This window comes from Streptomyces sp. NBC_01439 (assembly GCF_036227605.1).
GTDB lineage: Bacteria > Actinomycetota > Actinomycetes > Streptomycetales > Streptomycetaceae > Streptomyces.
Map to the genome: position 1 here is coordinate 9,078,333 of NZ_CP109487.1, position 26,263 is coordinate 9,104,595.

Annotated in this window: 21 protein-coding genes and 1 pseudogene; 8 read left to right on the forward strand and 14 right to left on the reverse strand. The window is 72.8% G+C overall.

The genetic code is table 11. The features are described from left to right. The first annotated feature begins 83 nt into the window (after positions 1–83). From OG207_RS41430 to fabV, 4 genes are all read left to right on the forward strand, one after another. Positions 84–1,211, forward strand: coding sequence for a saccharopine dehydrogenase (locus OG207_RS41430; protein ID WP_329106562.1), 1,128 nt, complete (start codon positions 84–86; stop codon positions 1,209–1,211). Beyond that, entirely contained in the window at positions 1,208–1,813 is a 606-nt protein-coding gene (locus tag OG207_RS41435; protein WP_329106565.1) for a TetR/AcrR family transcriptional regulator, read from the forward strand. Before OG207_RS41430 ends, OG207_RS41435 begins: the two co-directional genes overlap by 4 nt. Before the next feature lie 89 nt (positions 1,814–1,902). Beyond that, positions 1,903–2,901 carry a helix-turn-helix domain-containing protein gene (locus OG207_RS41440; RefSeq protein ID WP_329106567.1) on the forward strand — a complete coding sequence of 333 codons (999 nt, stop codon included), beginning with the start codon at positions 1,903–1,905 and terminating at the stop codon, positions 2,899–2,901. Between the two features lie 217 nt (positions 2,902–3,118). Further along, a complete protein-coding gene (gene fabV, locus OG207_RS41445; protein ID WP_329108252.1) occupies positions 3,119–4,333 on the forward strand; it encodes an enoyl-[acyl-carrier-protein] reductase FabV in 1,215 nt (404 codons plus the stop codon). Between the two features lie 69 nt (positions 4,334–4,402). On the opposite strand, the gene OG207_RS41450 is transcribed toward fabV, so the two are convergent. The 5 genes from OG207_RS41450 to OG207_RS41470 form a co-directional block, all read right to left on the reverse strand. Further along, positions 4,403–5,353 carry a carbohydrate ABC transporter permease gene (locus OG207_RS41450; protein WP_329106569.1) on the reverse strand — a complete coding sequence of 317 codons (951 nt, stop codon included), beginning with the start codon at positions 5,351–5,353 and terminating at the stop codon, positions 4,403–4,405. Then, positions 5,350–6,684: an ABC transporter permease gene (locus OG207_RS41455; RefSeq protein ID WP_329106571.1), complete on the reverse strand. Its 1,335-nt coding sequence runs from the start codon at positions 6,682–6,684 to the stop codon at positions 5,350–5,352. The genes OG207_RS41450 and OG207_RS41455 overlap by 4 nt, the downstream gene beginning before the upstream one ends. 10 nt (positions 6,685–6,694) lie before the next feature. Next, positions 6,695–8,026 carry an ABC transporter substrate-binding protein gene (locus tag OG207_RS41460; RefSeq protein WP_266601417.1) on the reverse strand — a complete coding sequence of 444 codons (1,332 nt, stop codon included), beginning with the start codon at positions 8,024–8,026 and terminating at the stop codon, positions 6,695–6,697. Positions 8,027–8,139: 113 nt separating this feature from the next. Beyond that, a complete protein-coding gene (locus OG207_RS41465) occupies positions 8,140–9,822 on the reverse strand; it encodes a glycoside hydrolase family 13 protein (RefSeq protein WP_266601419.1) in 1,683 nt (560 codons plus the stop codon). 213 nt (positions 9,823–10,035) lie between these two features. Next, a complete protein-coding gene (locus OG207_RS41470) occupies positions 10,036–11,316 on the reverse strand; it encodes an ABC transporter substrate-binding protein (RefSeq protein ID WP_329106578.1) in 1,281 nt (426 codons plus the stop codon). 168 nt (positions 11,317–11,484) lie between these two features. Between OG207_RS41470 and OG207_RS41475 the strand changes: the two genes are divergently transcribed. The 3 genes from OG207_RS41475 to OG207_RS41485 are packed head-to-tail and all read left to right on the forward strand — an operon-like array spanning position 11,485 to position 15,127. Further along, positions 11,485–11,991, forward strand: coding sequence for a PadR family transcriptional regulator (locus OG207_RS41475; protein ID WP_314252823.1), 507 nt, complete (start codon positions 11,485–11,487; stop codon positions 11,989–11,991). Next, on the forward strand, positions 11,988–12,779 hold the full coding sequence (locus tag OG207_RS41480) for an ABC transporter ATP-binding protein (RefSeq protein ID WP_329106581.1): 792 nt from the start codon (positions 11,988–11,990) through the stop codon (positions 12,777–12,779). The genes OG207_RS41475 and OG207_RS41480 overlap by 4 nt, the downstream gene beginning before the upstream one ends. 2 nt (positions 12,780–12,781) lie before the next feature. Beyond that, positions 12,782–15,127, forward strand: a complete 2,346-nt coding sequence (locus OG207_RS41485) for an ABC transporter permease (RefSeq protein WP_329106583.1) — start codon at positions 12,782–12,784, stop codon at positions 15,125–15,127. A gap of 64 nt (positions 15,128–15,191) precedes the next feature. On the opposite strand, the pseudogene OG207_RS41490 reads toward OG207_RS41485, so the two are convergent. The 6 genes and pseudogenes from OG207_RS41490 to OG207_RS41515 all read right to left on the reverse strand — a co-directional run bounded on the left by OG207_RS41490 (position 15,192) and on the right by OG207_RS41515 (position 20,642). Beyond that, positions 15,192–16,025: pseudogene (locus OG207_RS41490) on the reverse strand (NAD(P)H-binding protein). A gap of 103 nt (positions 16,026–16,128) precedes the next feature. Next, positions 16,129–16,680 carry an AAA family ATPase gene (locus OG207_RS41495; RefSeq protein ID WP_329106585.1) on the reverse strand — a complete coding sequence of 184 codons (552 nt, stop codon included), beginning with the start codon at positions 16,678–16,680 and terminating at the stop codon, positions 16,129–16,131. Beyond that, positions 16,677–17,261, reverse strand: a complete 585-nt coding sequence (locus OG207_RS41500) for an NUDIX hydrolase (RefSeq protein ID WP_329106587.1) — start codon at positions 17,259–17,261, stop codon at positions 16,677–16,679. Before OG207_RS41500 ends, OG207_RS41495 begins: the two co-directional genes overlap by 4 nt. Positions 17,262–17,378: 117 nt before the next feature. Continuing rightward, positions 17,379–18,278 (reverse strand): NUDIX hydrolase, encoded by a 900-nt coding sequence (locus OG207_RS41505; RefSeq protein WP_329106589.1) that lies wholly within the window; start codon positions 18,276–18,278, stop codon positions 17,379–17,381. A 253-nt stretch (positions 18,279–18,531) separates the two neighbouring features. After that, positions 18,532–19,020: a DUF4265 domain-containing protein gene (locus OG207_RS41510; RefSeq protein WP_266601442.1), complete on the reverse strand. Its 489-nt coding sequence runs from the start codon at positions 19,018–19,020 to the stop codon at positions 18,532–18,534. An 89-nt stretch (positions 19,021–19,109) separates the two neighbouring features. Next, positions 19,110–20,642: an adenosine deaminase family protein gene (locus tag OG207_RS41515; protein WP_329106592.1), complete on the reverse strand. Its 1,533-nt coding sequence runs from the start codon at positions 20,640–20,642 to the stop codon at positions 19,110–19,112. 578 nt (positions 20,643–21,220) lie between these two features. Here OG207_RS41515 and OG207_RS41520 point away from each other — a divergent pair. Further along, positions 21,221–22,054 (forward strand): PIG-L family deacetylase, encoded by an 834-nt coding sequence (locus OG207_RS41520; RefSeq protein WP_266601447.1) that lies wholly within the window; start codon positions 21,221–21,223, stop codon positions 22,052–22,054. 232 nt (positions 22,055–22,286) lie between these two features. On the opposite strand, the gene OG207_RS41525 is transcribed toward OG207_RS41520, so the two are convergent. Genes OG207_RS41525 through OG207_RS41535 form a run of 3 tightly spaced genes read right to left on the reverse strand, consistent with a single transcriptional unit; the run spans position 22,287 to position 25,981 of the window. Then, positions 22,287–24,392, reverse strand: a complete 2,106-nt coding sequence (locus OG207_RS41525) for a xanthine dehydrogenase family protein molybdopterin-binding subunit (RefSeq protein ID WP_329106595.1) — start codon at positions 24,390–24,392, stop codon at positions 22,287–22,289. Positions 24,393–24,431: 39 nt separating this feature from the next. Continuing rightward, positions 24,432–25,439: an FAD binding domain-containing protein gene (locus tag OG207_RS41530; protein ID WP_329106597.1), complete on the reverse strand. Its 1,008-nt coding sequence runs from the start codon at positions 25,437–25,439 to the stop codon at positions 24,432–24,434. Then, on the reverse strand, positions 25,436–25,981 hold the full coding sequence (locus OG207_RS41535; protein ID WP_329108254.1) for a (2Fe-2S)-binding protein: 546 nt from the start codon (positions 25,979–25,981) through the stop codon (positions 25,436–25,438). Before OG207_RS41535 ends, OG207_RS41530 begins: the two co-directional genes overlap by 4 nt. Positions 25,982–26,263 lie beyond the last annotated feature (282 nt).

The window sequence follows — 26,263 nt, forward strand, 5'->3', positions numbered from 1 at the left end:
GGGCGCACCGCGGCGGGGCGGGCGGCACCGCCGGGTGGCCGCCGCCACTCGCATTTTTTGGTCATCTGACCTAAACTTTGGTCATGATCACCGAATCGCACGACGAGCTGCGCCCGGACCCCTCCGGCCCTGTACTGATCACTGGCGGATACGGCACCGTCGGCGCCGAGATCGCCCGCATGCTGGGTGCGGACACCCCGACCCTGCTCACCGGCCGCAACCCCGACCGGGGCCAGGCGCTGGCCGCAGAGGTCGGAGGCGAGGTGCGGGCCTGGGACCTGGCGGACACGTCCCCCTTCCGGGCGGGTGTCCGGGCCGTCATCAGCTCGGTCAACGACCCCGAGGACCGGGTGCTGGTCGCCGCCGCGGCGGCAGGCGTGCCCTACGTGGACATCACCCGGTGGACGGGCCGCATGCAGCGGGCCGTTACTGTTGCCGCCCTGCACCGGCCGACCGCCCCGGTGCTGTTCTCCTCCGCCTGGATGGGCGGGGTCAGCAGCCTGGTGGCGGTCGCGCTGGCCCAGGAGCTGGGCGGCGCCGAGCAGGTCGAGATCGCCGTCCGGTGGGACATGGCCGACCGGGCCGGGGCGGATTCCGTCGAGTTCATGGACCGGCTGGGCGTGGCGTTCGAGGTGGTGGACGGCGGAAGGCGCCGACTGGCCTCCCCGATGACGGAGTCCCGTACGGTCCGCATCGACGGAACACCCGTACGCGTCGCCCGCATCGACACCCCGGAGCAGTTCACCCTGCCGCTGACCCTCGGCACCACCACCGCGGCCACCCGCATCGGGTTCAGCTCCCCGGCCGCGACCCGGGCGATCCTCGCCCTGCGCGGTACGGGATTCTTCCGCTGGGCCGCCGGGGAACGCTGGGCCCCCGCGCGGCGCGCCCTGCTCCACTCGCCGGGAGACGGCGGGACGGCCCGGCTGCGCGTGGACGTCACCCATCGCGGGCGCACCCGTACCGCGACCGTCACCGACCCGCTGGGCCAGCACCATCTGACGGCGGTCGGTGCCGTCGTGGGCCTCCACCGCGTACTCGGCACCGACGGATCTCCCGCTCCACGGGGCGTGGTCTTCCCCGAGCAGCATCCGGATCCGGCCCGAGCTGTGGAGTTGCTCGCCGCGCACGGTGTCGGCCTCTCCTTCGACGAGGGCGACGCCGCCGTCGTTACGGGCCAGGGGCGGGCTGGAACGCGGGCCGCCGCATGAGCGCCGCAGGCGGACCGACCGCCAAGGGCCGGCAGCGGCGTACGGACCTTCTCGACGCGGCCGAACGCGTCCTCACCGCCTCCGGAGGGGCCGAACTGACCCTGCGGGCGGTTGCCGAGGAGGCCGGTGTCCGGTTGGGCCACCTCCAGTACTACTTCCCGGCCCGGTCCGACCTCCTTTCGGCGCTCCTCGACCGCATCCTCGCCGCGTCCTTGGAACGGGTCGGTGCCCTCACCGTCGGGCAGCCGCACGACATCGACCACGAAGCCCTGCTCGACGCGATCCTCTCCGATCACGACGACCCGCGCCTGGTAACGCTGTTCACCGAGGTGTGGGCACTGGCCGCCCACGACGAGGCCGCGGCCGCGGCGGTCCGCTCCTTCTACGACCGGTACGCCATGTATGTGGCCGCGTTCGTCCAGGACCACGAGCCCGGTCTGAGCGTCGCCGAAGCGCGCCACCGGGCCGAGGTGTTCGTCATGCTGATGGAGGGTTCCGCCCTGTTCCGCTCCGGCATCACCGGCCGCCGTACGGTCGGCACGGACGCCCGGCTGCGCAAGGCCGCGCTCGCGCTGCTCGCAGGCGCGGGCGAAACGGCGTAGGCAGGCGACACGGCACAGAACCATGCGCCACCGTCGGCGCCCCTGTTGCATCCTGGCCTCTGCCAGGGATGTCGAGTCGGGGGTGCGGCATGTGGTCAGTGGTGTCGGCGAGTGACCTGCCCGTGGGGGAGCGCTTCGACTGGTTCTCCGACACGCTCTCGCGGGAAGTGGTGCCCACCGCGCTGAGCACCGAGCGGCCGGCCGAATTCCAGGCCGAGGCCGCTGTCCTGGAACTCGGCGAACTCCGCGTGGCGCGGCTGGAGTTCTCCCCCCTCAACTCGCGGCGCACCCCCGCCTTGATCCGGCGCGGGGACCCGGGGCAGTACCAGCTGGGCCTGATGCGAGGGGGACGCGCGTTCCTGGCCCAGCAGCGCAACGAGTGCCGTGTCGGCGCCGGGGACATCCTGCTCTGGGACACCTCCCGCACCTCCGACGTGCAGACCGCCGCCGATGACGGCCTGGTGCGCCTCGCCATGCTCCAACTTCCCCAAAACGCATTGCCGTTGAACTTGGACCGACTCGGGCGACTGCTCGCCCACCGGATCCCGGGAGACCAGGGCGTGGCCGCGGTCCTGACCGCCTTCGTGGACGCACTCGAAGGCCACGGCGGTCAGTGTTCCCCGGCGGAACTGCACCGGCTCGGTACGGTCGCGGTCGACCTCGTGGCCGCCTGCCTCGCCCAGCATCTCGACGCCGAGGCCGAACTCCCCCCGGAAGTCCGAACGCAGGCGCTGCTCCAGCGCGTCTACGCCTTCATCGACCACAACCTCGCCGACCCGGCCCTGACCCCGTCGGCGATCGCCGCCCGCCACCACGTCTCGGTGCGCACCCTCCACCAGCTCTTCCGGCGACAGGACGACGCCGAGACGGTTCAGGCCCGGATCCGCCGGCGCCGCCTGGAGCGGTGCCACAGCGACCTCGCCCGCCCCGAGCTCATGGGCCACCCCGTGAACGCGATCGCCGCGCGCTGGGGGTTCAGCGGTCCGGCGGTCTTCAGCCGCTCCTTCCGCGAGAGGTACGGCCTCACCCCGACGGAGTTCCGGGCGCTGAGCGTCCAGCGCGACCGCGCCGTGTGCGCGTCGTCGTGACCGTCCCTTCCGAGGCCATCGGACGCCCACGGCAGGCTACTTCGCAGCCACCACGTGCGCTGCCGGAAGTGGCCGAACACTCCAAGATCGACTCGCGATCCTTGTCGCCGGTGGGGCCACTGTCCGTGTCCGGCCTGTCGCAGACTTGCGGGACGCGGCGCCCCGACCAGCCGCCGCGACCTCGGCCCCCGTCGACCCAAGGACCACGACCATGACCATGACCGAGCGCGTTCTCACCCCCCGCAACCGGGGCTTCCTCTTCCTCGACTCCCACCCGACGGGCTGCGAGCGGGTGGTGGCCGACATGTGGCGGGCGTGCCCCGACCCCGCTGACAGGCCCGCAGGGGCCGGGCCGGTGGCGCTGGTCATCGGCTCCTCGGCCGGATACGGCCTTGCGGCCACGGTCGCCGGACTCAAACGCGCCGGCATCCGTGGCATCGCGGTCTCCTTCGAGAAGGCCCCCACCGCACGGCGCACCGCAACGGCCGGCTGGTACCGCACCGCCGCCACCGCCGACATCGCCCGTACCGCCGGGCGGGACCTGGTCTTCCTCAACGGCGACGCGTTTTCCGACACGATGAAGGACGAGGTCGCCGACCTCATTGAGCAGCGGTTCGACGGCAGGTTGGACTACCTGATCTACTCGGTCGCCGCGCCCCGGCGCACCGACCCGGACACCGGCACCACGTACGCCTCCGCCCTCAAGCCGATCGGCCGGGCCAACCGCACCAAGACCCTCGTCTTCGACGACCAGGGCGTTCCCGAGGTGCGCGAGGTCGAGACCGGGCCGGCCGAGGGCGACGACGTCGAGCAGACCGTGGCCGTGATGGGCGGCGCGGACTGGGAACGCTGGATCGACCACCTGGCCGGTCGGGGACTGCTCGGTGAGCGCTTCGCCACCGCCGCGCTGTCGTACATCGGATCGCCGCTGACCGCGGCGATCTACCGACAGGGCACCATCGGCGCGGCCAAGGCCCACCTGGAAGCCACCGCCCGCACCCTGAACGAGCGGCTCGGCAAAGAGTTGGGCGGGCGGGCCGTGACCTCCGTCAACGGCGCCGCCGTCACCCAGTCCTCCACCGCCATCCCCGGCATCGCCTTGTACACCGGCCTGCTGCGCGGTGTCCTCGGAACGGACCTGGTCCCGCCGGTGCGTCAGCTCGCCGACCTGTGGGACCAACTCACCGGTGCCGCGCCGCTCGCCCTGGACGACGAGGGCCGGGTCCGCCTGGACACCTGGGAACTCACCGACGACGTCCAGGCGGCCGTCGCCGAACGCTGGGAGACCGCCACGACCGACACCATCGCCTCTCTCGCTGACCTCGACTGGTTCCGCGCCGAAGTCCAGCGCCTGTACGGATTCTCCGTGCCGGGCATCGACTACACGGCCGCGGTGGCCACCGACGTACCCTGGCCCGTTCCCACCCGCTGATCCCGGCGCGGGCCCCGCCGTCGGTCCCTCGACCAGCAGCGGGGCCCGCGGTCCGCGCAGCGCGTGCGGCTACTTCACCGAGCCCGCCATCACCCCCTGGACGAAGTGCCGCTGGAAGGCGAAGAAGACGATCAGTGGGACCACCAGGGACAGGAACGCCCCGGGCGCGAGGACACCGATGTTGCTCCCGAACTGCCGCATCTGGGACTGCAGCGCCACCGTGAGCGGCTGGGACCCGCTGTCCGCGAAGAGCAGCGCCACGAGCATGTCGTTCCAGACCCAGAGGAACTGGAAGATGGCCAGGCTCGCGATGGCCGGGCGGCCGAGCGGCAGCACCAGCCGGGAGAAGATCCGCCACTCGCTGCCGCCGTCCATCCGGGCCGCTTCCAGCATCTCGCGCGGTATCTCGGCGAAGTAGTTGCGCAGCAGGAAGACCGCGAACGGCAGCCCGTAGGCGACGTGGAAGAGGATCACGCCCGCGACCGTGCCGAACAGCCCCACCGCACCGAAGAGTTTGGCCACCGGCAACAGCCCGATCTGCACGGGTACCACCAGCAGTCCGACGACCACCAGGAAGACGGCGTCCCGGCCGGGGAACTCCAGCCACGCGAAGGCGTATCCGGCGAGTGCCGCTAGGGCGACCACCAGGGCGGTGGTGGGCACGGAGATCAGGACGGTGTTGCCGAAGGCCGCCGCGATGCCGGAGTCCTTCAGCAGGGCGCCGTAGTTGTCCAGGGACAGCCGGGACGGCTCGGTGAGCGCGGTCCACCAGCCGCCGGCGGCGTTGTCGCCCTCGGAACGCAGGGAGGAGACGAGCAGGCCCGCCAGCGGCGTGATCCACACCAGGGCGACCAGGATCAACGCACCCTGGACGAGGGAGTTGCCGAGCAGGCGCGACAGCCGCTTCCCGCCCCGGCGTCCGGGATCCCGTGCGGGCCCCTGCGCCGACGGTCCGGGCAGGGGGCGGATCGCCGCCGTCCGCCGGGACGGTCGGCGCTCGATGGTGCCGTGGCCGCTCATGCTCCACTCCTTCGGAAGCGCCGGATGTTGAAGACCATCGCCGGGACGACGAGCAGGAGGAGCACCACGCTGAGCGCGCTGCCGAGCCCCTGGTCGTTGCCGCCGCCGAAGGAGACCAGCCACATGCGGGTGGCCAGCACGTTCGCCTCTTCCTGGACCGGTCCGGGCGCGATGATGTAGACGAGGTCGAAGACCTTCATCACGTTGATCACCAGGGTCACGAAGACGACGGTGAGTACCGGAGCGAGCAGCGGCACGGTGATCTTGCGGAAGATCTGGCCCTCGGAGGCACCGTCCATCCGCGCGGCCTCCAGGGCGTCCCGCGGGATGGCCGCGAGGCCGGCGCCGATCAGGACCATCGCGAAGCCGGTCCACACCCACAGATAGGCGCCGATGATGGCGGGCGTCACCAGCGCCGGACCGAGCCAGTTCACCCCCTGGTACGGGGCCGCGAAGTTGGCCGCGGGCAGCCTGACCGTGTACGGGGCGTCGGCCAGCCCGGTGAAGCGGAAGGACCCGTCCTCGGCCGTGACGGCGGTGGCGGCCACCCGGCCGTCCCGTACGGCCTCGACCGTCATGCCGGGCAGCCCGTTCTCCCCCGGGTCGATGCGGCCCGGGGTGCCGGCGCCGCCGGGGGCGAAGTCGAGGTAGACGACACCCCCGATGTCGTCCGGCCGGGGCGCCGCGGGGGCCGCGGCCTTCGCTCGGGCCGGCATCGCGTCGGGTGCCACCCCGATGAAGCCGAGACCGACGGAGTGGCCCGGACGGACGGCCTCCTCGGTGGTGTAGGGGCCGCCCGGCCCGCCCGCCAGGCCCTGGCCCTCCCGGGCACGGGCCGTCGGATAGGCGGCGGTGTCCACGAAGCTGTCGTGGACCCCGACGACGGCGGCGTTGAGCACGCCCCGGGCCGGGTCCTGGTCGTAGGCGAGCCGGAAGATGATGCCCGCGGCGAGGAACGACACGGCCATCGGCAGGAAGAGCACGAGCTTGAACGCGGTCGCCCAGCGCACCTTCTCGGTGAGCACGGCGAGCATCAGCCCGAGTCCGGTCAGCAGCGTCGGGGCGACGACCACCCAGAGGGCGCTGTTGCGGATCGCCTTGAGGGTGGCCCGGTCCTGCACGATCGCCGCGTAGTTGGCGGCCCCTACGAAGCGGTCGCCGTCGGCGTCGAAGAGGCTGCGGCCGACGGAGAAGAGGACCGGGTAGACGACCAGCGCGCCGAGCAGCAGCAGGGCGGGCAGGACGAAGACGACCGCGAGGCGGCGTTTCCTGCGCTGGGCCCGGCGCCGCCCGTCAGCCGTGCCGCGGGCGGCGGTCATGGTGTCAGCCATGGGAGGCGCCTCAGTTCCCGTAGGCCTTGGCGGCTTCGGCCTCGAGCTTCGCGGCCGTGCCCCGCGGGTCCGACGGGTCGCGCAGGAAGTCCTGGAGGAGCTTCCACTCGCCCGCGCCCTTGGTGCCGCCGAACGCGGCCGGGGCCTGGTCCGACATGTCGAAGCGGATCGAGTCGCCCGCGGCGATGAGCGAGTCGGCGGTGCTGCGGGTGATTTCGTCCCCGTACGCGGTGAGGTCGAGCTCCTTGTTCGGGGACAGGAAGCCGCCGGCGCGGGCCCAGACTTCGGCGGCCTCGGGGCCGGACAGGAACTCGAGCAGCTTCATGCCGGCCCCGGCGTTCTTCGCGTCCTTGAGGACGACGGCCGCGTCACCGCCGCTGACGACCGGTGCCTTGCCGCCGTCGACCGCGGGGAACGGGAAGAACTTGGCGTCCTTGCCGGGCTTCTTGCCGAACTGGTCCTTGGCGATGCCGCCGACGAAGTCACCCTCGTAGACCATGCCCGCCTTGGGCTCGGGGCCGAAGACCTGCGCGACCGACGTGGGGAAGTCGGTGCTCAGCGCGGTCTGGGCGCCGCCGGCGACGAGCTGCTTGTCCTTGAACAGTTCGCCGAGGGTGGTGAGCGCCTTCACGACGCTGTCGTCGGTCCACTTGAGCTTGTGCTGGGCGAGCTGGTCGTACTTCTCCGGTCCGGCCTGGGAGAGGTAGACGTTCTCGAACCAGTCGGTGAGGGTCCAGCCGTCCTCGCCGGCTATGGCGAAGGCGGGGCGGCCGGAGTCGGCGAGGGTCCGGCCGGCCTTCAGCAGGTCGGCGTAGCTCGTGGGCTCGTTGACACCGGCCTGGGCGAAGGCCTCCGGGGCGTACCAGACGGTCGACTTGTGGGCGGCCTTGAAGTAGAGGCCGTAGTACGTGCCGTCGACGGTGCCGTAGTTCCGCCACACCGGGGCGAGGGTGGAGCCGGCCTTGCGGACGGTCTGGTCGGACAGGGGCTGGAGCCAGCCCTCCTTGGCGAACTGCTGGAGCACGCCCACTTGGGGAACCATCACCACGTCGGGCGCGTTGCCGCCTTCGATCTTGCTTCCGACGAAGGTGGAGACGTTGTCGCCGGAGGGCACGAAGACCGTCTTGGCGCCGGTCTTCTCGGTGAAGGCGTCCAGGACCTTCTTGAAGTTCTGCTGCTCGCTGCCGGTCCAGACGCCTGCCACGGTCACGGTCTGGCCGCTCAGTTCGCCGCTGCTCGCGGGTCCGGTGGTCTGGCCGCAGGCGGTGGCACCGAGGGCGAGGGCGAGGGCCGCCGATGCGGTGGCCGCGGTTCGCCGGGTCGTCTTGCTGGGTCGTCGCATGGGGGAGTCCTTGTCTGGAGGTCCGGGACACGGGGCGGAGCCCGGACTGCGCGGGGGAGGAAGGAAGAGAGGAAAGAGGAGAGGAGGAAGAGGGGGAGGTCAGGGGCCGGGGGTCACGGGGCCGGGCATTCGGCCGTCCACCAGGCGGCGGTCGCCGCGGGCAGGACCCCGTCGGGACAGGGGCCGCTGGCGAGCAGCGGGGTCCCGGGGACCGGGGCGGGTACCGGCTCGGTGCCGAAGTTCACCGCGCAGACCAGGCCGTCGCCGCGGCTGATCGCCAGCACCCCAGGAGGCGCGTCCAGCCAGCGCAGGGGGCCTTCGCCGAGCTGCGGCAGGGTGCGCCGGAGCTGGAGCCCGTCACGGTAGAGGTGCCAGAAGGAACGGGTGTCGGCCAGGGCGCGGTCGGTGGCGTGCTCGGCGAACCACTCGGGCTGCGGCAGCCACGGCTTGGCCCCGGCCGCTTCCCCGGAGAAGCCGAACGGCGAGGCGTGCCCGGACCAGGGCAGCGGCACGCGGCAGCCGTCCCGGACGTGCTTGCGGCTGCCCGTACGGTGGAAGATCGGGTCGGTGAGGACCTCGTCGGGCAGGTCGAGGACCTCGGGGAGGCCGAGTTCCTCGCCCTGGTAGACGTAGGCGGCGCCGGGCAGCGCGAGCATCAGGAGGGCCGCGGCGCGGGCGCGGGCGGCACCCAGTCCGCTGCCTTCCACCCCGGGCTCGCCCGCGTAACGGGTGACCGTGCGGACCTGGTCGTGGTTGTTGAGGACCCAGGTGACGGTGGAACCGGTGCCGGCGATGTCGCGCATCGCGTCGGTGATCGTCGTGCGGAAGGCCTCCGCGTCCCAGGGGGCGCTCAGCAGGTCGAAGAAGAACGCCTGGTGCAGCTCATCGGGGCGGACGTACTCGGCGTGCTCGCGCGCGGTGGGCACGGACACCTCGCCGACCAGCAGCCGTTCGCGGCCGTCCCGGGCGGTGTACTCCTCGCAGACCGAGCGCCAGCGCCGCCACACGCCGTGGACCTCGGGCTGGTTCCAGGCCAGCTGGTTGACGGCGTCGCGGGCCCGCTCGTCGGCTCCGGGGTCGCCGGAGTCCGGCAGCGCGGGGTGCTTGAACAGTCCGGCGGCGACATCGATGCGGAAGCCGTCGACCCCGCGGTCCAGCCAGAAGCGCAGCACCTCCTCGAAGTCGTCGCCCACGGCCGGATCGCGCCAGTTCAGGTCGGGCTGCTCGGGTGTGAAGAGGTGCAGGTACCACTCGCCGGGGGCGCCGTCGGGCCCGGTGGTCCGGCTCCAGGCGGGACCGCCGAACATCGCGCGCCAGTTGTTGGGGGGCTCCGTACCGTCCGGGCCGCGGCCGGGCGCGAAGTGGAAACGGGCGCGCTCCGCGCTGCCCGGCTCCGCGGCGAGCGCGCTGCGGAACCACGGGTGCTCGCTGGAGCAGTGGTTGGGAACGATGTCGAGCAGCAGCTTCAGTCCGAGCCGGCGGGCGTCGGCCACCAACCGGTCGAACTCCGCGAGGTCGCCGTAGACCGGGTCGACACCGCGGTAGTCGGCGACGTCGTAGCCGTGGTCGTGCTGCGGCGAGGGGTAGAAGGGGCTGAGCCAGATGCCGTCGACACCGAGCTTGCGCAGGTAGGGGAGCCCGGCCCGGACGCCGGCCAGGTCGCCGATGCCGTCCCCGGTGCTGTCGAGGAAGCTGCGGACGTAGACCTGGTAGATCACCGCGTCGCGCCACCAAGGGGCCGAGGTGGTGGCGGTGGGAGAGGGGTGGCCGGTAGCGGCCGGAAGGGTGCTGAGCATCTCGCGTCGACCTGTCTGCTGAATGCGAGAGCGCTCCGGATCGGTGCGCTGTTATGCATGCATGTTAAGTAGCGGCGACTGGAAGGTGTCAACGATGTGTCCAGAAACAGCGAAAAGCTGGGGTGGTTTGTGCGCGTTTGCCAGCATGTAAAAGGAAGGGCCTCTACTTAACATGTGAGTAGAGGCCCTGGGGGAGGGAGTAGAAGAGTGCGATCAGCCCTTGCGGGAAATGGTCCCGAGCTCGCGCGCGAGCCGCGCCGCCGCCTGCTCCGGCGTTTGGCGCAGCGCCAGTACGTCCTGCGCCACGGCCTGCACGGTGAGGCTCACCTGGTCGTAGCGCGGGCTCTTGGGACGCGGCACCGCCGACAGCACGCTCTGGCGCAGCGTGGGCAGGTACGGATGTGCCCGGACCAGCTCGGGATCCTCGTACAGCGCGGCGCGCACCGGAGGCAGCGACCCCTTGGTGAGCACCTGCCGCTGGACCCGCTCGCTGGTGAGGTAGGAGATCAGGTCGGCAGCCGACGCCGGATGCCGTGCACGACTGCTCACGGCGAGGTTGGAGCCGCCCAGCACGCTCGTGCCGGGCCCGTCGGGCCCGGGCAGCGGCACCGCGCCGAACTTGCCCGCGACCTTCGACCCCTCCGCGCCCGCGTCCGCGTACACGTAGGGCCAGTTCCGCAGGAACAGCAGCCGGCCCTCCTGGAAGGCCCGCCGCGACTCCTCCTCCTTGTAGCCGAGCGCGTCGCGGGAGATCCAGCCCTCCCGGACACCGTCCGCGAGGAAGCGCAGCCCGGTGCGCGCCGCGTCGGAGTCCACGCTCACGCGGGCGCCGTCGTCGCGCAGGATCGATCCGCCCGCCGAGTGCACGGCCTCGGTGACGTTGACCGTGAGCCCCTCGTACGGCAGGAACTGGCCCGCATAGCCGTCCAGTCCGTACTTCGGCGCGATCGTGCGCGCCTGGCGGATCAGCTCGTCCCAGGTGCGCGGCGGCTGCTCGCCCTCCTGGTCCAGGAGGTCCTTGCGGTAGTACAGCAGTCCCGCATTGGTGACGTACGGGACCGCGTACAACCGGCCGTCGAAGGTCGCGGTGTCGACGACGGGCCGCAGGAAGGCGTCCAGCGGGAAGCGCTCGCGCCGGAGCGGGGAGATCCATCCGGCCGCCGCGAACTCGGAGGTCCAGGCGACGTCGATGTTGAGGACGTCGAACCGATGGCGGCCCGATCGCAGCTCGCTGATCATCTGGGCCCGGGTCTCGTCCGCCGAGTCGGGCAGCTCGACGAGCGTGACGCGCTCGTCGGGATGGGCTTCGTTCCAGTCCGCCAGGAGCGGCGGGAGGTAGTCCGTGAGATCGCCCGCCGTGACGAGCGTCAGGGGACCGCGAGCCTGGTCCTCGGAAGCAACGCCCGCCCCGGCACGGACACCGAGACCGGTGTAGCCCGCCAGTACGACCGCCCCGACCAGGAGAGCTCTACCCGCGGCACGCATCCACCGCATAGATTCCTCCCAGTGCACGATCCGGCTGCGTCGCCGACCATCGTGGCCTATATATACCCGTTAGGCATGGGCGATACTAGACGCGCAGGCAGACGAGACGGACGGCGGCGCGACTTGGCCCGCTGCCGAGTGAACCGTTGACTACGGAGCGGGAAGGAGGGGGAGCGAGTGCGGCTGGCGCTCCTTGCGCTCCTCACCCGTAGCCCTGCGCACGGTTACGAGCTGAAGCAGGACCTTGAGAAGCTCCTGGGCGCCGCGTACCCTCAGCCCAACGTCGGCCAGATCTACGTCACCCTCGGACGGCTGGAGAAGAGCGGCCTCATCGAGGGCGAGGACGTCGAACAGTCGGGACGCCCCAACAAGCGCACGTACAAGCTGACGGACGCCGGACGCGAGGCCGTACTGGCCTGGTTCGAAGACACCACCGAGGAGCCCCGGGTACGGGACGAGTTCTTCATGAAGCTCGCGCTCGCGCCGCAGTCGGGTCTGGCCGATCCGGTCGCACTGATCAACAAGCAGCGGCGGCAGTACCTCAACACCATGCGGGACCTGTCCAAGCTGGCCGCGGCGGAGGACCGCGACAACAAGATCTCCCAACTGCTAATCGAGGGCGCGATGCTGCACCTGCAGGCCGACCTCGACTGGCTGGAACGCTGCCAGGAGGAGCTGGAATGAGCGACGCCGCCACCACCGCCGCTCCCGGCGCGTCCGCCGAGCCCATCGTGCGGGCCGAGGGCCTGACCAAGACGCACCACGGCGAGGGCGTACCGGTGCACGCCGTGCGCGGGGTGGACCTGTCCGTCCGGCCCGGCGAGTTCGTCGCGGTCACCGGACCCTCCGGAGCAGGCAAGTCCACGCTCCTGCACCTGCTGGGCGGCCTCCAGCGCCCCGACAGCGGGAAGCTGTGGATCGGCGGGGAGCGGGTCGACGCGTACCGCGAGGCCCGCTGGGCGGTCCTGCGGCGCCGCAGCATCGGCGTCGTCTTCCAGTTCTTCAACCTGGTCTCCAACCTCACCGTCGCCGACAACGTCGAACTCCCCGCCCTGCTCGCCGGCGCCTCCCCGAAGGCCGCCCGCGCATCCCGCGGCGAACTGCTCGCCGAACTCGGCCTCGATGGCCGCGAACGCTCGATGCCCGGCGAGCTGTCCGGCGGCGAGCAGCAGCGGGTCGCACTCGCCCGCGCCCTGGTCAACCACCCCGCACTGCTGCTCGCCGACGAGCCGGCCGGCAGCCTCGACAGCAAGGGCACCCGCGAGGTCCTGCGACTGCTCTCCCGTTTCCACCAGCGCGGCCAGACGATCGTGATGGTCACCCACGACGCCCGGATGGCCAGCGCCGCCGACCGCGTCATCTCCTTCTTCGACGGGCGCATAGCCGACGACGCACAGCTCGGCGGCGGACGCCGCGGGCCGGCCCGCGGCGTCTCCGGAGTGCTGGACCTGGACCTGGAACTCAAGGAGTGACCGTGCGGGCCACGCTGCGCTGGGCGCACGCCGACTTCCGCGCACACCGCGGCGAAGCCCTCTTCGTCGTCCTGGCCAGCGCCGGCATCATCGCCTCGCTCCTACTCGCCGGCGCACTGTTCAGCTACGCCGCCAACCCCTGGCAGCGCGTCTTCAACCAGTCCCACGGCGCACACCTCTGGCTCCACACCCGCGCCGGTGCGGACACGGCCGCCCTGTCCCGCGTGGACGGGGTCGCCGCCCTCTCCGGGCCCTACCGCACCACGGCCACGACGGTCGAGTCGCGCGGCGCCCGAGCCGGAGTGACGCTGCGCGCGGCCCGGGCCGTGCCCCCGGAGACCGGACGACCGCTCGTCACCGAGGGCAACTGGCTCGCCCGTCCCGATGGCACCGCCACCGGCACCGGTGCGGGTTCCGGCAGCGCCGCCCTCGTCCTGGAAGCCTCGGTCGCGCGGGCCCTGTGGGCGGAGCCGGGCGACACCGTACGGGTCACCGGCCCGGACGGCGCCCCGCACGCACTGCGGGTCAGCGGGATCGCCGAGGTGGCCGAGCCCCGCTACCACCCGGGCGGCGGGCCCGGCATCGGCTGGGTCCTCGACGGCACCCTCGACGAGGTCGCCCACGGCGACACCGGTCAGAGCGTGGGCCTGCGCCTGCACGACCCGGACGACACCGACTTCACCGTCCAGCGGGCCGTGACCGTCCTCGGCGCCGACCGGGTCGCCCAGGTCACCAAGTGGCAGCAGGCACGGGCCGAGGCGGGCGGCGACGACCGGCTGCTCGGGCAGATGTTCGCCGTCTTCGGGCTCGGCGCACTGCTCGCGGCCGCGCTCGCCGCCGCCGGAGCGATCGGCGCCCGCGTCCGCGGCCAACTGCGGGACATCGCGATCCTCAAGGCCGTCGGCTTCACCCCCGGCCAGGTGACCCGCGGCTTCCTCGTACAGCACCTGGCCTTCGCCCTCCTCGGCGTGGCCCTCGGTACGGCGGCGATCGCGCTGCTGGGCGCTCGGATACCCGGACGGATCGGGGAAGCGGCGGCGGTGTGGCAGGACCTGCCCGGCCATACCGCGCTCATGATCGGCATCCCGTGCGGCGCGGTGCTGTTGATCGCGGCCTCGACCGGGCTCTCGGCCTGGCGGGCCGGCCGGGTCCCACCGGTGCCGGTGGCCCGGGCTGCGCTGCCGTCCGCCGCGCCGATGACCGCGCTCGGCAGGCGGGCGCTCGGCGTACGCGTGCCGCCCGCCCTGGTCCTCGGGTGGCGTGCGGCCTTCCCGCGCCGCGGCCGGACGCTCGTCCCCGTCGCCAGGCTCGCCCTGCCGCTGGTCCTCATCACGGTCGCACTCGTCGCCTGGTCGACGCTGGACCAGTTCCGCAGCCGGCCCGCGCAGATGGGACTGCCCGCGGCACTGACCGTACGGGCCGGACAGTCGGCCGGGGGGTCCGACGCGGAACTGGAGCGGACCCTCGCCGAGGTCCGGGGGGTGGCCGCGGTCCACCCCGGCGCCGAGATGGCGGCGCTCGTGCCGGGTCAGACCGGCACCATCACGCTCCGCGGCCTGGGCACGGCCCGGGACCCGTACCCCGCCAAGGTGGTGGAAGGGCGCGCGGTCAGCGGCCCCGACGAGGCGGTGGCCGGACAGGGCCTGCTCGACCTCCTCGGAGTACGGGTCGGCGCGTGGGTGCGGATGACCGTCGAGGGCCGGCCACAGATCCTGCACGTCGTGGGCCGCACCATCGAACCCGAATCCGGGGGCCGGGTGATCACCACGAGCATCGACGCGCTGCGCGAGCGCGATCCGGGGCTACGACCCGACTTCCACGCCCTCGTGCTGCGCGAGGGCGCGGACCCCGAGGCGGTGAGCGCCGCGCTCGCCGGGGCGACGGCCGGGGCGCTGGAGGTCCGCGAGACGCCGAACCCGGTCGACCGGCTGGAACCGGCGCGCGCGGTGATCGCGGCCCTGATCGCGGTCCTGGCGCTGATCGGGCTGATCGAGCTGCTGACACTGATCGGGACCGGCGTACGGGACCGCGGCCGGGACCTGCTCGCGCTGAAGGCGATCGGGCTGACGCCCCGCCAGATCGGCGCGATGATCGTGACGGCCGCCGGGCTGACGGCGCTGGCGTCCGCCGTGGTGGGTACGACGGTCGGGGTGCTGTCCGGCAGGTGGCTGGTGGACACCCAGGGCGCGTCGAGCGGGATCGGCGCGGGCATCGCCCAGCTGCCGCCGCTCCCCGTGCTGTTCACCGTGATCGTCGGGGCGGTGCTGGGCGCGGTGGTGGTGGCGGTGCTCCCGGCGACACGGGCGGCACGCAGGCGGCCGGCCGACTCGCTGAGCGAGACCCTCTGACGCTCCGACGCTCCGACGCTCCGACGCTCCGACGCTCCGACGCTCCGACGCTCCGACGGGCCGCTCAGCGGAACACGTGGGCGTTCTCCTCGGCCCACTGCCGGAACGACCTGCCCGGGGAACTGGTGACGTGCGCAACCGTGTCGCGCACGGCCAGCAGCTCGGCATTGACGTCTCCGCCCGTGACGTCGAGCACCGCATCCGCGGCCTCCTCCCCGAAGACGGCGGCCATCTGGGCGTGCGCCTCCCCTCGGCTGACCTCGATGAAGGGCACGTCCCGCCCCAGTGCTGCGGCGATGGCCTCGACCTGTTGCCGGGCCGTCACCGGCTCCGGGCCGGTCAGGGCGTACGTCCGCTCCCGATGGCCGGGCTCGGTCAGGGCGACCCGCGCCACCGCCGCGATGTCCGCGGGGTGGATCGTGGGCAGCCCGGTGTCCGCGTACGGGGCGCGGACCGCCTGGCCGTCGCGGATCGACGCCGCCCACATCATGGCGTTCGAGGCGAACTGCGTCGGTCGCAGGATCGTCCACGCCATGCCGCTGTCCTTGAGCAGCTACTCGACCGCCAGGTTCTCGCCGGCGGGGCCCAGGTGCGGATGGGTCTGGACGGTGATGGACGACACCAGCACCACGTGCTCGACACCCGCCCGCCGGGCTGCCGCGAGGATGTCCGCGTCCGGGCCCGTACGGGACACGAGGAACAGCGAGCGCACCCCGTCCAGAGCGGGCTCCAACGACGCGGGCACCGCGAAGTCGCCCTCGACGGCCTCGACCCCCTCGGGGAACGTCGCCCGTGAGGCGTCACGCGTGAACCCTCTCAGCGGTCCCGCGCCGCATCCGTGCAACTCCCTCATCAGTGCCCTGCCGATGTTTCCGGTGGCTCCGGTCACGAGGATCATGTGCGCGTTCTCCCGCCCTCCGTTGATCAACTTGAGGACACGCTAGAAGCTCGATCGCACTTCAGGTCAAGGAGACTCCTGGCGAGGGCGGGACCACGGAGCATCAGGGTCGGTCGATGCGCGCGGGCAACCCCGCGAGACCGGTGTCGCGCATGATGCGTTCGACCGTGTCGGGCAGCGCGCTGTCGGCTCCGATGACGGTCTCGACGCCACCGGGAAGGAGGTCGCGCTCGCGGTACCAGTCCCGCAGTTCCCGCTCGGTGACCTGAGCCAGATAGTCGGGGTCGGCCTTCGAGGCATGCCGGGTCAGCGTCTCCTCGATCGGGACGTCGAGGTAGTAGCAGCGGGACACTCCACGGTGGTCGCCGAGCAGGCCCGCCAGCATGTCGCCGTACCGGTCGGCGTGCAGGATTCCCTCGACGACCACGTGGTAGCCGGCGTCCAGTGCGTAGCGGGCGACCGTGTCGATCAGCCCGATGTTGGCGCCGCCGGGCACGTCACGCTCCCTCAAGACGACCCGCCGCACGTTGTCCTGGCCGACGAGGGCCAGGCCACGGCCGAACCGGTCGCGGATCCCCGCCGCCACCGAGGACTTGCCCGCCGCCGAGTTCCCGCGAAGGACCACGAGCCGGGTCCCGTCACTTCCCACGGTCATTCGGCGCACCCTACCGATCCCCGAGGAGCCGGGGGAGGGGGCGGGGGAGGAGGCGGGGGCGGGCCGGGCAGGAGTCGGGTGCGGTCGGCGCCGTCCGCGGCGTACTCGACGAGGTCGCCGGGCTGCTGGAAGTGCACGGCGGCGGGGGCGCCCGCCCGGTACGCGTCCAGGCCGGCCCGGCAGTAGGCCACCATCGGCTCCGGCAGAGCGCCCAACGGGTACCAGCCCATGCCGTCACACCGGTCCGGCTCCGTCACCCGGGGCACGCCCGTCCACCGCCGTACCTCGAAGAAGACGCCGATCCGCGAACTGCCGCCCCGGGGAGGGCGGTGGTGGACGGTGACCGCCGCGGTCACGTCCGGCGCCGCGATCAGGACGCCGGTCTCCTCGCGGGCCTCCCGGATCACGGCTTCGACCATGTCCTCGTCCGGGTCGAGATGCCCGGACGGCAGGTGCCACAGGCCGGTCGCGTACACGGGCCCGGCCCTGCGCGACAGCAACACCTGCGGGCCGCAGCTGCCGTCGCGGCGCAGTACGAGGTGGACGTCGACCGGCACCGTGTGCCGGGGGCCGCCGCTCACGCTGCGGTCCGGGGGCGCGGGGCGCGGCGACCGCGGTCGTGCGGATGGTCCGGTGCTCGGGTGACGGTGCACCGGATCGTGGTCGTGGTCGTGGTCGTGGTCAGGGTCATGGGTGGTTCATGCCCAGCCGAGCTCGGTGTAGAGGCGACCGGCCCGGATGCCCTCGAGCGCAGCCCGGGCGTAGGGGACGACCGGTTCCGGGAGGTCGCCGACGGGCCACCAGTCCCAGGACAGGCAGCGGTCGGGCTCGCGCACCTCGGGTGTGCCGTGCCACTGCCGCGCGCGGAACACGAGCTGGATGCGGGGCAGGCCGCCCGGTCGGTCCACGACGTGCACGACGTGGACCAGTTCCACGTCGCCCGGGTCGATGCCCAGGCCGGCCTCCTCCTCCGCCTCCCGCACGAGGCAGGCGACGGCGGACTCCTGCTCGCAGTGTCCGGCGAGGAAGTGGTGGGTGGACGCCGCGAAGGCGGAGTCCGGGTGCCGCAGTCCGAGCAGGACCCGCCCGTCGCGTTCGAGGTAGAGGTGAACGCCGACGACGTTGCGTCGCGCCCGGCCGCCGGGTCGGGCCGGGGCCGGTACGGCGGCCGGGGCGAGGCCCCGGGCCCGGTGGAGGTCGATGACCTCCTTCGTCCACGGGCACATCGTCAGGAAGGGGATCGTGGCCGCGTCGAAGTGGCGGAACATGATGCCTTCGGGGCACGGGAGTTCGTCGGCGTCCCCGTCCCAGGCCCCCAGGTACACCTGGATGCGGCCCTCGGCCGGCCCGTCCGGCCCGGGCCCGTGGCAGCTGACGACCGTGAAGGGTTCCAACGGCACGGTCAGGCCGGTCTCTTCGAGGAGTTCCCGCTCGACGGCCTGCGCCGCCGTCGCCTCGCCCTCACGGCCGCCGCCCGGGACCGACCACGTGCCCGGATCGCAGATGTCCTTGTTGGCGTCGCGCAGGTGCAACAGGTACCGGCCTCGCGAGTCGACCAGCAGCGCGGCGGTGCCGTGCGGTTCGACGGATTCGGTCATCGGAGCTCCTTCACTCGTGCTCTGGAGAACGGTCCGGATCGGGGGCCGTCACGGCCGGGCCCGGGGCATCGCGCGAACCCGTGTTCGGGTGTGGGGCAGGGCCCTTGCGGGCTCGGGCCGGCCGACGTTGAAACTCGCTCGAACAGGTCGGTGTCACTCCTGAGGGGGATTGCGGGCGGGGGCTCGGGCGGCGCTGGCCAGGCGGTGGTGATCTGACGGCGCTGGTCAGACGGCGGTGGTCAGACGGCGCTGGTCAGGCGTTCCACCATGCGTCCGTGCCGCAGCCGACCTCGTAGTGCCACCACCCTTCGTCCCGCCCCCGGTCCAGGAGGGCTTTGATCCCGGCGAAGTCCGCGCCGGCCGGCGCGGTCAGGGCCAGCATGGGGAAGTCCTCGCTGAAGACCTCGCCGCCGAGCCCGAACTCCGACAGGCGCTGGTGCACCGCCTGCGGGCTGCGGCCCAGGGGGCCGGTGGGTACGGGCAGCACTCGGATCGTGCAGTTGCCGGAGGAACTGACCCGCCCGACGGCCCAGTGGAGGCCGTCGGAGTCGGTCCGGTACCGCACCACATCCCCCTCGGCCACCCCGTCCTGGAGGAAGGGGCAGTTCTCCACGCTCGCGGTGTCATCGCCGAGCTTCATCGCCCACAGGCCCTCGGTGTCCTGCGGGAACCACCCCTCGCGCGGGACGAACCGGAACCACACCTTGATCTTCTCGACCGCGTTCTCCATGACAGCCATCATGCGCCGATCCTCGATGCCACCGCGGACGGGGCGTGCGGGCCGGCCCGCGCCCGTGAGGGCCGCGGGCCGGCTCCGACCAGGTCCCGGGATCAGTGGGAGCCGGGGCGGGTGGTGCGGGCGTGGTCGGCCTCGAAGCGCCGGAAGGCCGCCTCCTGCCGCCACTCGACCTGCGCCTTCGGGCTGGCAGCCAGGAACCGGGCGCACCGCTCGCTCGGGTGCTCGGCGCCCTGCTGCTCCTTGGCACACGCCCCGGTCGGACGGTAGCCGGTACGGACGTCACGGTTCCACAGGCCCCGGCCGGGCAGGAACGAGTGTTCCAGGGAGGCCCGGGCGAGGTCCTTCAGCTCCGGGTAGCCGAGTCCGTACATCTCCGCAGCCCTGCGGTACTCGTCGGTGATCTCGATCCGGGACACGCCCGGGTCGTCGGTGGCGAGGACGACCGGCACGCCGTGGCGGCGGTAGGTGGCGAAGGGGTGCGCGTCGCCGGAGACGCGCAGGATCTGCTCGTTGCTGTGGAAGGGGACCTCGACCGCGATGCGCCGCTCGGCCATGTAGCGCATGAGCGACTCCCAGCGGTCCTCGTGCAGGACGGACACGCCGTGCCCGATCCGCTCGGCGCGGCCGGTCTGGGCGGCCTCCCTGATGTGGAAGGTGAGGTCCTCCGGCTTGACCAGGCCGGGCACCAGCTCGCCCGCGTGCAGGGTGATGTGCGCCGTCGGGTACTGGGTCTTGAGGTAGTTCAGCATCCGCATGTGCAGGCGGTAGTCGCGCAGGGCGACCAGGTCGTCCTCCGGCTGCACCAGGTTGACGGCGACGAAGCGCGGGTCGCGCTCGGCCAGCCGCATGCCGAGCGCCATCTGGGTGAACACCCGCTCGGGGGTGCCGGCGCGGGCGACCTGGGAAATCCACCGGTACGGCAGCGAGCACGCGGCGTCGGGCTGCGGAGTGTCACAGTGCGCGGCGCCACGGAACTCGACGTCGGTGGTGTCGGCATCGGTGCGGGCCTGGCGGACGACCGCGTCCAGGCCCCCGCCGGCGAGGAGCTTGTCGTGCATGCGGTCCAGGTCGGCGTCGTAGCCGACCCGGTCGGCGAGCTCACGGGCCTGGCCGGAGGCCGGGGAGATCATGGTCTCCAGATAGAACTGGTTCTGTCGGGCCACGGAGTTGGCGACCTGCGCGAGCATCCGGCCCGGGTGCCGCCAGGTCACCTCGCCGAACTTCCCGAAGGTCGCGAAGAAGTGGTCGTGGCCGTTGCCGTCCGCCGGGAAGTCCTGCATCGACCAGGCCCGGATCACCTGCTGGCGGAACGCCGCGTCGGTGACGGCGTCGGCGGCCGGCCGGGTGCCCGCCCCGCACGGCGGGGGTACCGCCGTGGTGGTGTCGGTGGTGATGCAGAGGCCGTCCCCGGCTGCGAGTTCGATCAGGAACTCGGTGGTGACCGCTCCGGACAAGTGGTTGTGCAGGTCACCACCCTTGGGGAGGTCGGCGAAGAAGTCTCCGGCACGGCCCGGCCCGGAAGCCGGGGGCGCGACGGAGGCGGGGGTGGCGGCCGCCGCGTACGCGGAGGCGGGCGCGAGCAGGGCGAGGGCGGAGAGCGCACCGATCAAGTGGGATGGGATCACGGGCACATGGTGGTGAAGCGGACCACCGCGCGCCGGTAGGCCGTGCCGAGCGCCTCCCCGCGTCACCCGGGAGGCCCCGCAGAGGATCGTTCCTTCCAACGAGGACCGCACCCACCACCTGCTCCTAGGGCACACCCTCTGGGCACAGGTACGCAGGACACCTCATGGAGTTGAGCCGTCGAGCCGGCCCCCGATCGCGACTCTCACCCCGCGACGTCGGGGAAGACGGCGTCCGTGATCCGGAGCATCTCGGCTTCGCTCAGGTGCGGGGGCGACCACCCGCGGAGGCGTGCGTGCTCGACGAACCGCGATCGGCCGGCGGGTGCCGTCTGATCGGGCCGCCCGCACAAAGGGCCGGCCGGGCGGGCCAGGACGGAGGTCGTCTGGAAGGCTGAGCGGCAGTGCCGGGAACAGCCGGGCCGGTCGGCGCGGTTGCACCGACCGAGGGACCGGCGCCGCACGGGCGGGGAGCACGGCGACCACGAGGTCGTCCGCCCCACCGGGATCCGGCCCTCCAGGATCGCGGTGAGTCCGCCGCGGACTCGGACCGAGAAGTACTTCCTCAGGAGGATTGTTTCGTGGCTGACCGGCCCTTGACGCTCATGGCAGTGCACGCCCACCCCGACGACGAGGCCACCGGAACCGGAGGGGTCCTCGCGCGGTACGCGGCAGAAGGCATCCGCACGGTTCTCGTGACGTGTACCGACGGCCGTTGCGGCGACGGACCGGGCGGGACCAAGCCGGGCGATCCCGCGCACGATCCGGCGACCGTCGCCTTGATGCGCCGTCAAGAACTCGAGGCGAGCTGTGACGTCCTGAAGATCAGCGATCTCGAAATGCTGGACTACGCCGACTCCGGGATGATGGGCTGGCCGAGCAACGACGCTCCCGGGTCCTTCTGGCAGCTCCCCGTCGAGGAAGGCGCGGCCCGACTCGCGGAACTCATGCGGCACTACCGACCCGATGTGGTCGTCACCTACGACGAGAACGGCTTCTACGGCCATCCCGACCACATCCAGGCCCATCGCATCACGATGGCGGCGTTGGAGATGACCGCGCTGACACCGAAGGTGTACTGGACGACGATGCCCCGCTCGGGGATGCAGCGCTTCGGGGAGATCATGCGCGAGTTCCATGAGGAGATGCCGGAGCCGGATCCCGCCGAGGCCGCCGCGATGGCCGAGATCGGCCTCCCCGACGATGAGATCACCACGTGGGTGGACACCACCGCGTACAGCGGTCAGAAGTTCGACGCGCTGGCCGCGCACGCCAGTCAGGGCGAGAACATCTTCTTCCTCAAGATGGGCAAGGAGAGGTTCGGCGAGTTGATGGGCATGGAGACCTTCGTACGCGTCAAGGACTCCACCGGCGCGGCCGTGCCCGAGAACGATCTCTTCGCCGGACTGCGCTGATCCCCTGTCCGACCGGGTCCGGGGAAGCTCGTCGGCCGTACGGCTACGGATCCTGCCTCCCCGCGCGTGCCAGCACGGGCGATGCAGGAGCTCGGCCGGTGCGGGTTCCCAGACCCGGACGTCGTCCCGCGGGACGCGCCGCCGCCGATCGAGGACGCCTCGCCCGGCAGCGCCTCGCCCGGGGCCGCGCGGCGGCCCGAAGCCGATCGCGGCTCCGGGCGCCCGGTTCTCCTCAGCTGAGGGCCGCCAGGACGCGGTCCGGGGTGAGCGGGAGCGCGCGGATCCGACAGCCGGTCGCGTGGTGGAAGGCATTGCCGATGGCTGCCGCCGTGCCGACGATGCCGATCTCGCCGATGCCCTTGCCGCCCACCGGGTTGAGGTGCTTGTCGTGCTCGTCCAGCCAGTGCACCTCGATGTCGGGCACGTCGGCATGGACGGGGACGTGGTAGGAGGCGAGGTCGTTCTGGGTGAAGTCCCCGAAAGCCGGGTCCATGGTGCTGTGTTCGGTGAGGGCCATGCCCAGGCCCATCACCATGCCGCCGACGAACTGGGAGCGGGCGGTGAGCGGGTTCAGGACGCGGCCCGCGGCGAAGACGCCCAGGAGCCTGCGGACCCGGACCTCGCCCGTGACGGTGTCGGTCTGCACCTCCGCGAAGTGGGCGCCGAACGCGTGCCTGGCGTACGGGGACTTCTGCTTGGCGGAGGCCGTCGTATCGGCCGGGACGGACACTCCGGCTTCCGGGATCGGGCCGGGGCGGCGGGCGAGCAGGGCGACCAGGCTCGTGCAGGCGTCGTGGACCGCCCAGCCCCAGGAGGCCGTACCGGCCGAGCCGCCGGCCACCGAGCCCTGCGGCAGTGCGGAGTGCCCGATCTCCACCGCCACCCGGTCCAGGGTGACCCGTAGCGCGTCGGCGGCGATCTGCGCCAGGACCGTACGGGCGCCGGTGCCGAGGTCCGTGGCGTTGGTCTGCACGAGGTAGGTGCCGTCGGGGAAGGCGTGCGCCCGCGCCGAGGAGGGGGCGACGTACACCGGGTAGGTGGCGGCGGCGACCCCGGTGCCGATCAGCAACGGGCCGTCCCGGCGCGGCGTGCGGTGCGCGGCCCAGTCGAACCGGGCGGCCCCCTCGCGCAGGCATTCCACCAGATGGCGGCTGCTGAACGGGTGGCCGCTGTCGGGCTCTGCCCCGGGCTCGTTCCGGACGCGCAACTCGACCGGGTCGATGCCGAGGGCGCAGGCCAGCTCGTCCATGGCCGATTCCAGCGCGTACATGCCGGGACACTCGCCGGGTGCCCGCATCCAGGAGGGCGTGGGGACGTCGAGGGGCACGACGCGGTGGGTGGTGAGGAGGGCCGGCGCGGCGTACATGACCCGGGCGGGGACGGCGGCCTGTTCGACGAACTCCCGGACGCGGGAGGTGTGGGTGGTGACCTCGTGGGCGAGGGCGGTGAGCGTGCCGTCCGTACGTGCGCCCAGGCGTACGCGGTGCAGGGTGGGCGCCCGGTGTCCGACGACGGCCGCGAGGTGGCGCCGGGGCAGGGCGAGGGTGACGGGGCGGCCGGTGTGCCGTGCGGCCATGACGGCGAGGACGACGTGCGGGCGGGGGGTGCCCTTGCAGCCGAAGGCACCGCCGACGTGCTCGGAGACCACCGTGACACGGTCCGTGGGCAACTCGAAGAGGGCGGCCAGTGTCGAGCGTACGAATCCGGATCCCTGGCTGGAGTCGTACACGGTCAGGGTTCCGGCGTCGGCGTCCCAGTGGGCGGTGGCGGCGTGCGGCTCCATGGGGTGGTTGTGCAGCGGCGGTACGGCGTACGCGCAGTCCACGCGCACCGGCGCGGCGGCGAACGCGGCGGCCGCGTCGCCCTTCTCGCGGTGGCCCGGATAGCCGCCGTTGACCTGCTCGGGGGTGTAGGCGGCCGGGTGGCCGGCGTGCAGCACGGCATCGTGCGGCTCGGCGTCGTAGCGGACGCGGACGGCCGCGGCAGCGGCCCGGGCGGCCTCCGGGGTTTCGGCTACGGCCAGGGCCACGTACCAGCCGCGGTGGGGGACTTCGGGGTCCTGGAGCACGCGGAGGGTGGGGTCGTCGGAGGGGCCCAGCCGGGGCGCGTCGTAGGGCGTGAGGACGTCGAGGACGCCGGGCAGCGCGAGCGCGGCGGCGGTGTCGACGGCGGTGACGCGTCCGCGGGCCACGGCGGCGGGCACCGGCCATGCGTACGCCCGGTCCGGCAGGGCGTACTCGGCCGCGTAGCGGGCCCTTCCCGTGACCTTCTCCCGGCCCTCCAGGCGGGTGGCGGGACTGCCGAGGGAGGGCGCCGGGGCGGCGGGGCTGGAGTCCATGGCGGGTCCTCGCGATCGGGGGCGGGGCGGAGGGCGTCTTCAGGGGCGGGAGCCGCGGGAGGGGGGACTCCCGGAAAGGGAGTGGAGTACGTCGCGGGCGAGGCTGCGGGCGAGGGGGACCTTGAAGGCGTTGTCGTGCAGCGGCTCCGCCGAGTTGAGCTCGGCCTCGACGGCCTCCCGTACGGCGCTCTCGGTGGGCGCGGCGCCCAGCAACCGTTCCTCGGCGGCGGTGGCGCGCCAGGGGCGGTGGGCGAGCCCGCCGAAGGCGAGCGCGACATCGCGGACGCGTCCCCCGGAGACGTCGAGCACGGCGGCGACGGAGACGAGCGCGAAGGCGTACGAGGCGCGGTCGCGGGCCTTGCGGTAGCGCGACGGGAGGCCGGCGCGGTCCGGCGGGAGCGTGACCGCAGTGACGATCTCGCCGGGCTCGATGACGGTGTCCCGTTCGGGGTGGTCGCCCGGCAGCCGGTGGAAAGCGGTCGCGAGTACCGTACGGGCGCCGTCGGGGCCCTGGAGCTCGACGGCCGCGTCGAGCGCGACGAGCGCCACCGCCATGTCGGACGGGTGGGTGGCGATGCACTGCGGGGAGTGGCCGAGGACGGCGTGGTCCCGGTGGACTCCGTCACGGGCGCCGCAGCCGGAGCCGGGCTCCCGCTTGTTGCAGGGCTTGGCCACGTCCTGGAAGTAGGGGCAGCGGGTGCGCTGGAGCAGGTTTCCGCCGGTGGTTGCGACGTTGCGCAGCTGGGCCGAGGCACCGGCCAGGAGCGCCTGGGACAGGACGGGGTAGCGGGTGCGGACGAGGGGGTGGAGCGCGAGGTCGCTGCCCCGTACCCCGGAGCCGATCCGCAGGCCGCCGTCCGCGGTCTCCTCGACGGTGCCGAGCGGCAGGCCGGCGAGGTCGACGAGGGTGTCGGGGGCTTCGACCCCGAGCTTCATGAGGTCCACGAGGTTGGTGCCGCCGCCGAGGTAGTGGGAGCCGGGCCGCCCGCCGTGGGCGGCGACGGCCTCGGCGAGACCCGTGGCGCGCACGTACGCGAACGGCTTCACGTGACCACCCGTCCGTCACCGGAAGCCCGGGCCGGGGCAGTGGCCCCCGAGGCTGCGGCCACGTCCCGTACGGCGTCCACGATGCGGGGGTACGCGCCGCATCGGCACAGGTTGCCGCTCATCGCCTCGGCGATCCCGGAGCGGCTGAGGTCCGCGGCCCCGGGGTCGGCGGCCGCTTCGGCGAGCAGGCCGGCGCCGGAGCAGAGCTGACCGGGCGTGCAGTAGCCGCACTGGAAGGCGTCCCGTTCCATGAAGGCCTCCTGCAACGGGTGCAGGCCGCCCGCTCCGTCGCCGCCCAGTCCTTCCACGGTGGTGACCCGGGCGCCGTCGTGGGCGACGGCGAGCAGGAGGCAGCTGTTGGCCCGCCGGCCGCCGACCAGGACGGTGCAGGCGCCGCACTGGCCGTGGTCGCACCCCTTCTTGGCGCCGGTCAGGCCGAGGTGCTCCCGCAGCAGGTCCAGGAGGGTGACCCGGTGGTCCACGTCGAGCTCGTACCGCTGGCCGTTCACGTGCAGCCCGACCCCGGAGCGGGTCTCCTGCATGGGATGCGCCACTGGTGCCCCTTCGTCCAGGAATGTCGATAGACCTCCCTCGAATAACCGGCCGGGGCGGATCTCACACCTCCCGTGTGGTGCAAGCGGGTGCATGCCGGTGGGGCGGCGGGCCGATCCGGCAAGCCGCCGACAGGGCTGTGACCGGGACCGGCCGACGGGCCGCGCCGGCCGCGCCCGTGGTGCGCCGTCCCCGCGTCCGGGTGCCCGCGGACCCTGCTGACGCTGCCGCGTCCCGGCCGGGACGGGCCGCCGCGGCGGCTTCCCCCGGGG

Coding starts and splice junctions, on each gene's coding strand:
- OG207_RS41430 (WP_329106562.1), top strand. CDS start 84: ATGATCACCGAATCGCACGACGAGCTGCGCCCGGACCCCTCCGGCCCT.
- OG207_RS41435 (WP_329106565.1), top strand. CDS start 1,208: ATGAGCGCCGCAGGCGGACCGACCGCCAAGGGCCGGCAGCGGCGTACG.
- OG207_RS41440 (WP_329106567.1), top strand. CDS start 1,903: ATGTGGTCAGTGGTGTCGGCGAGTGACCTGCCCGTGGGGGAGCGCTTC.
- fabV (WP_329108252.1), top strand. CDS start 3,119: ATGACCGAGCGCGTTCTCACCCCCCGCAACCGGGGCTTCCTCTTCCTC.
- OG207_RS41450 (WP_329106569.1), bottom strand. CDS start 5,353: ATGAGCGGCCACGGCACCATCGAGCGCCGACCGTCCCGGCGGACGGCG.
- OG207_RS41455 (WP_329106571.1), bottom strand. CDS start 6,684: ATGGCTGACACCATGACCGCCGCCCGCGGCACGGCTGACGGGCGGCGC.
- OG207_RS41460 (WP_266601417.1), bottom strand. CDS start 8,026: ATGCGACGACCCAGCAAGACGACCCGGCGAACCGCGGCCACCGCATCG.
- OG207_RS41465 (WP_266601419.1), bottom strand. CDS start 9,822: ATGCTCAGCACCCTTCCGGCCGCTACCGGCCACCCCTCTCCCACCGCC.
- OG207_RS41470 (WP_329106578.1), bottom strand. CDS start 11,316: ATGCGGTGGATGCGTGCCGCGGGTAGAGCTCTCCTGGTCGGGGCGGTC.
- OG207_RS41480 (WP_329106581.1), top strand. CDS start 11,988: ATGAGCGACGCCGCCACCACCGCCGCTCCCGGCGCGTCCGCCGAGCCC.
- OG207_RS41495 (WP_329106585.1), bottom strand. CDS start 16,680: ATGACCGTGGGAAGTGACGGGACCCGGCTCGTGGTCCTTCGCGGGAAC.
- OG207_RS41505 (WP_329106589.1), bottom strand. CDS start 18,278: ATGACCGAATCCGTCGAACCGCACGGCACCGCCGCGCTGCTGGTCGAC.
- OG207_RS41510 (WP_266601442.1), bottom strand. CDS start 19,020: ATGATGGCTGTCATGGAGAACGCGGTCGAGAAGATCAAGGTGTGGTTC.
- OG207_RS41525 (WP_329106595.1), bottom strand. CDS start 24,392: ATGGACTCCAGCCCCGCCGCCCCGGCGCCCTCCCTCGGCAGTCCCGCC.
- OG207_RS41535 (WP_329108254.1), bottom strand. CDS start 25,981: ATGCAGGAGACCCGCTCCGGGGTCGGGCTGCACGTGAACGGCCAGCGG.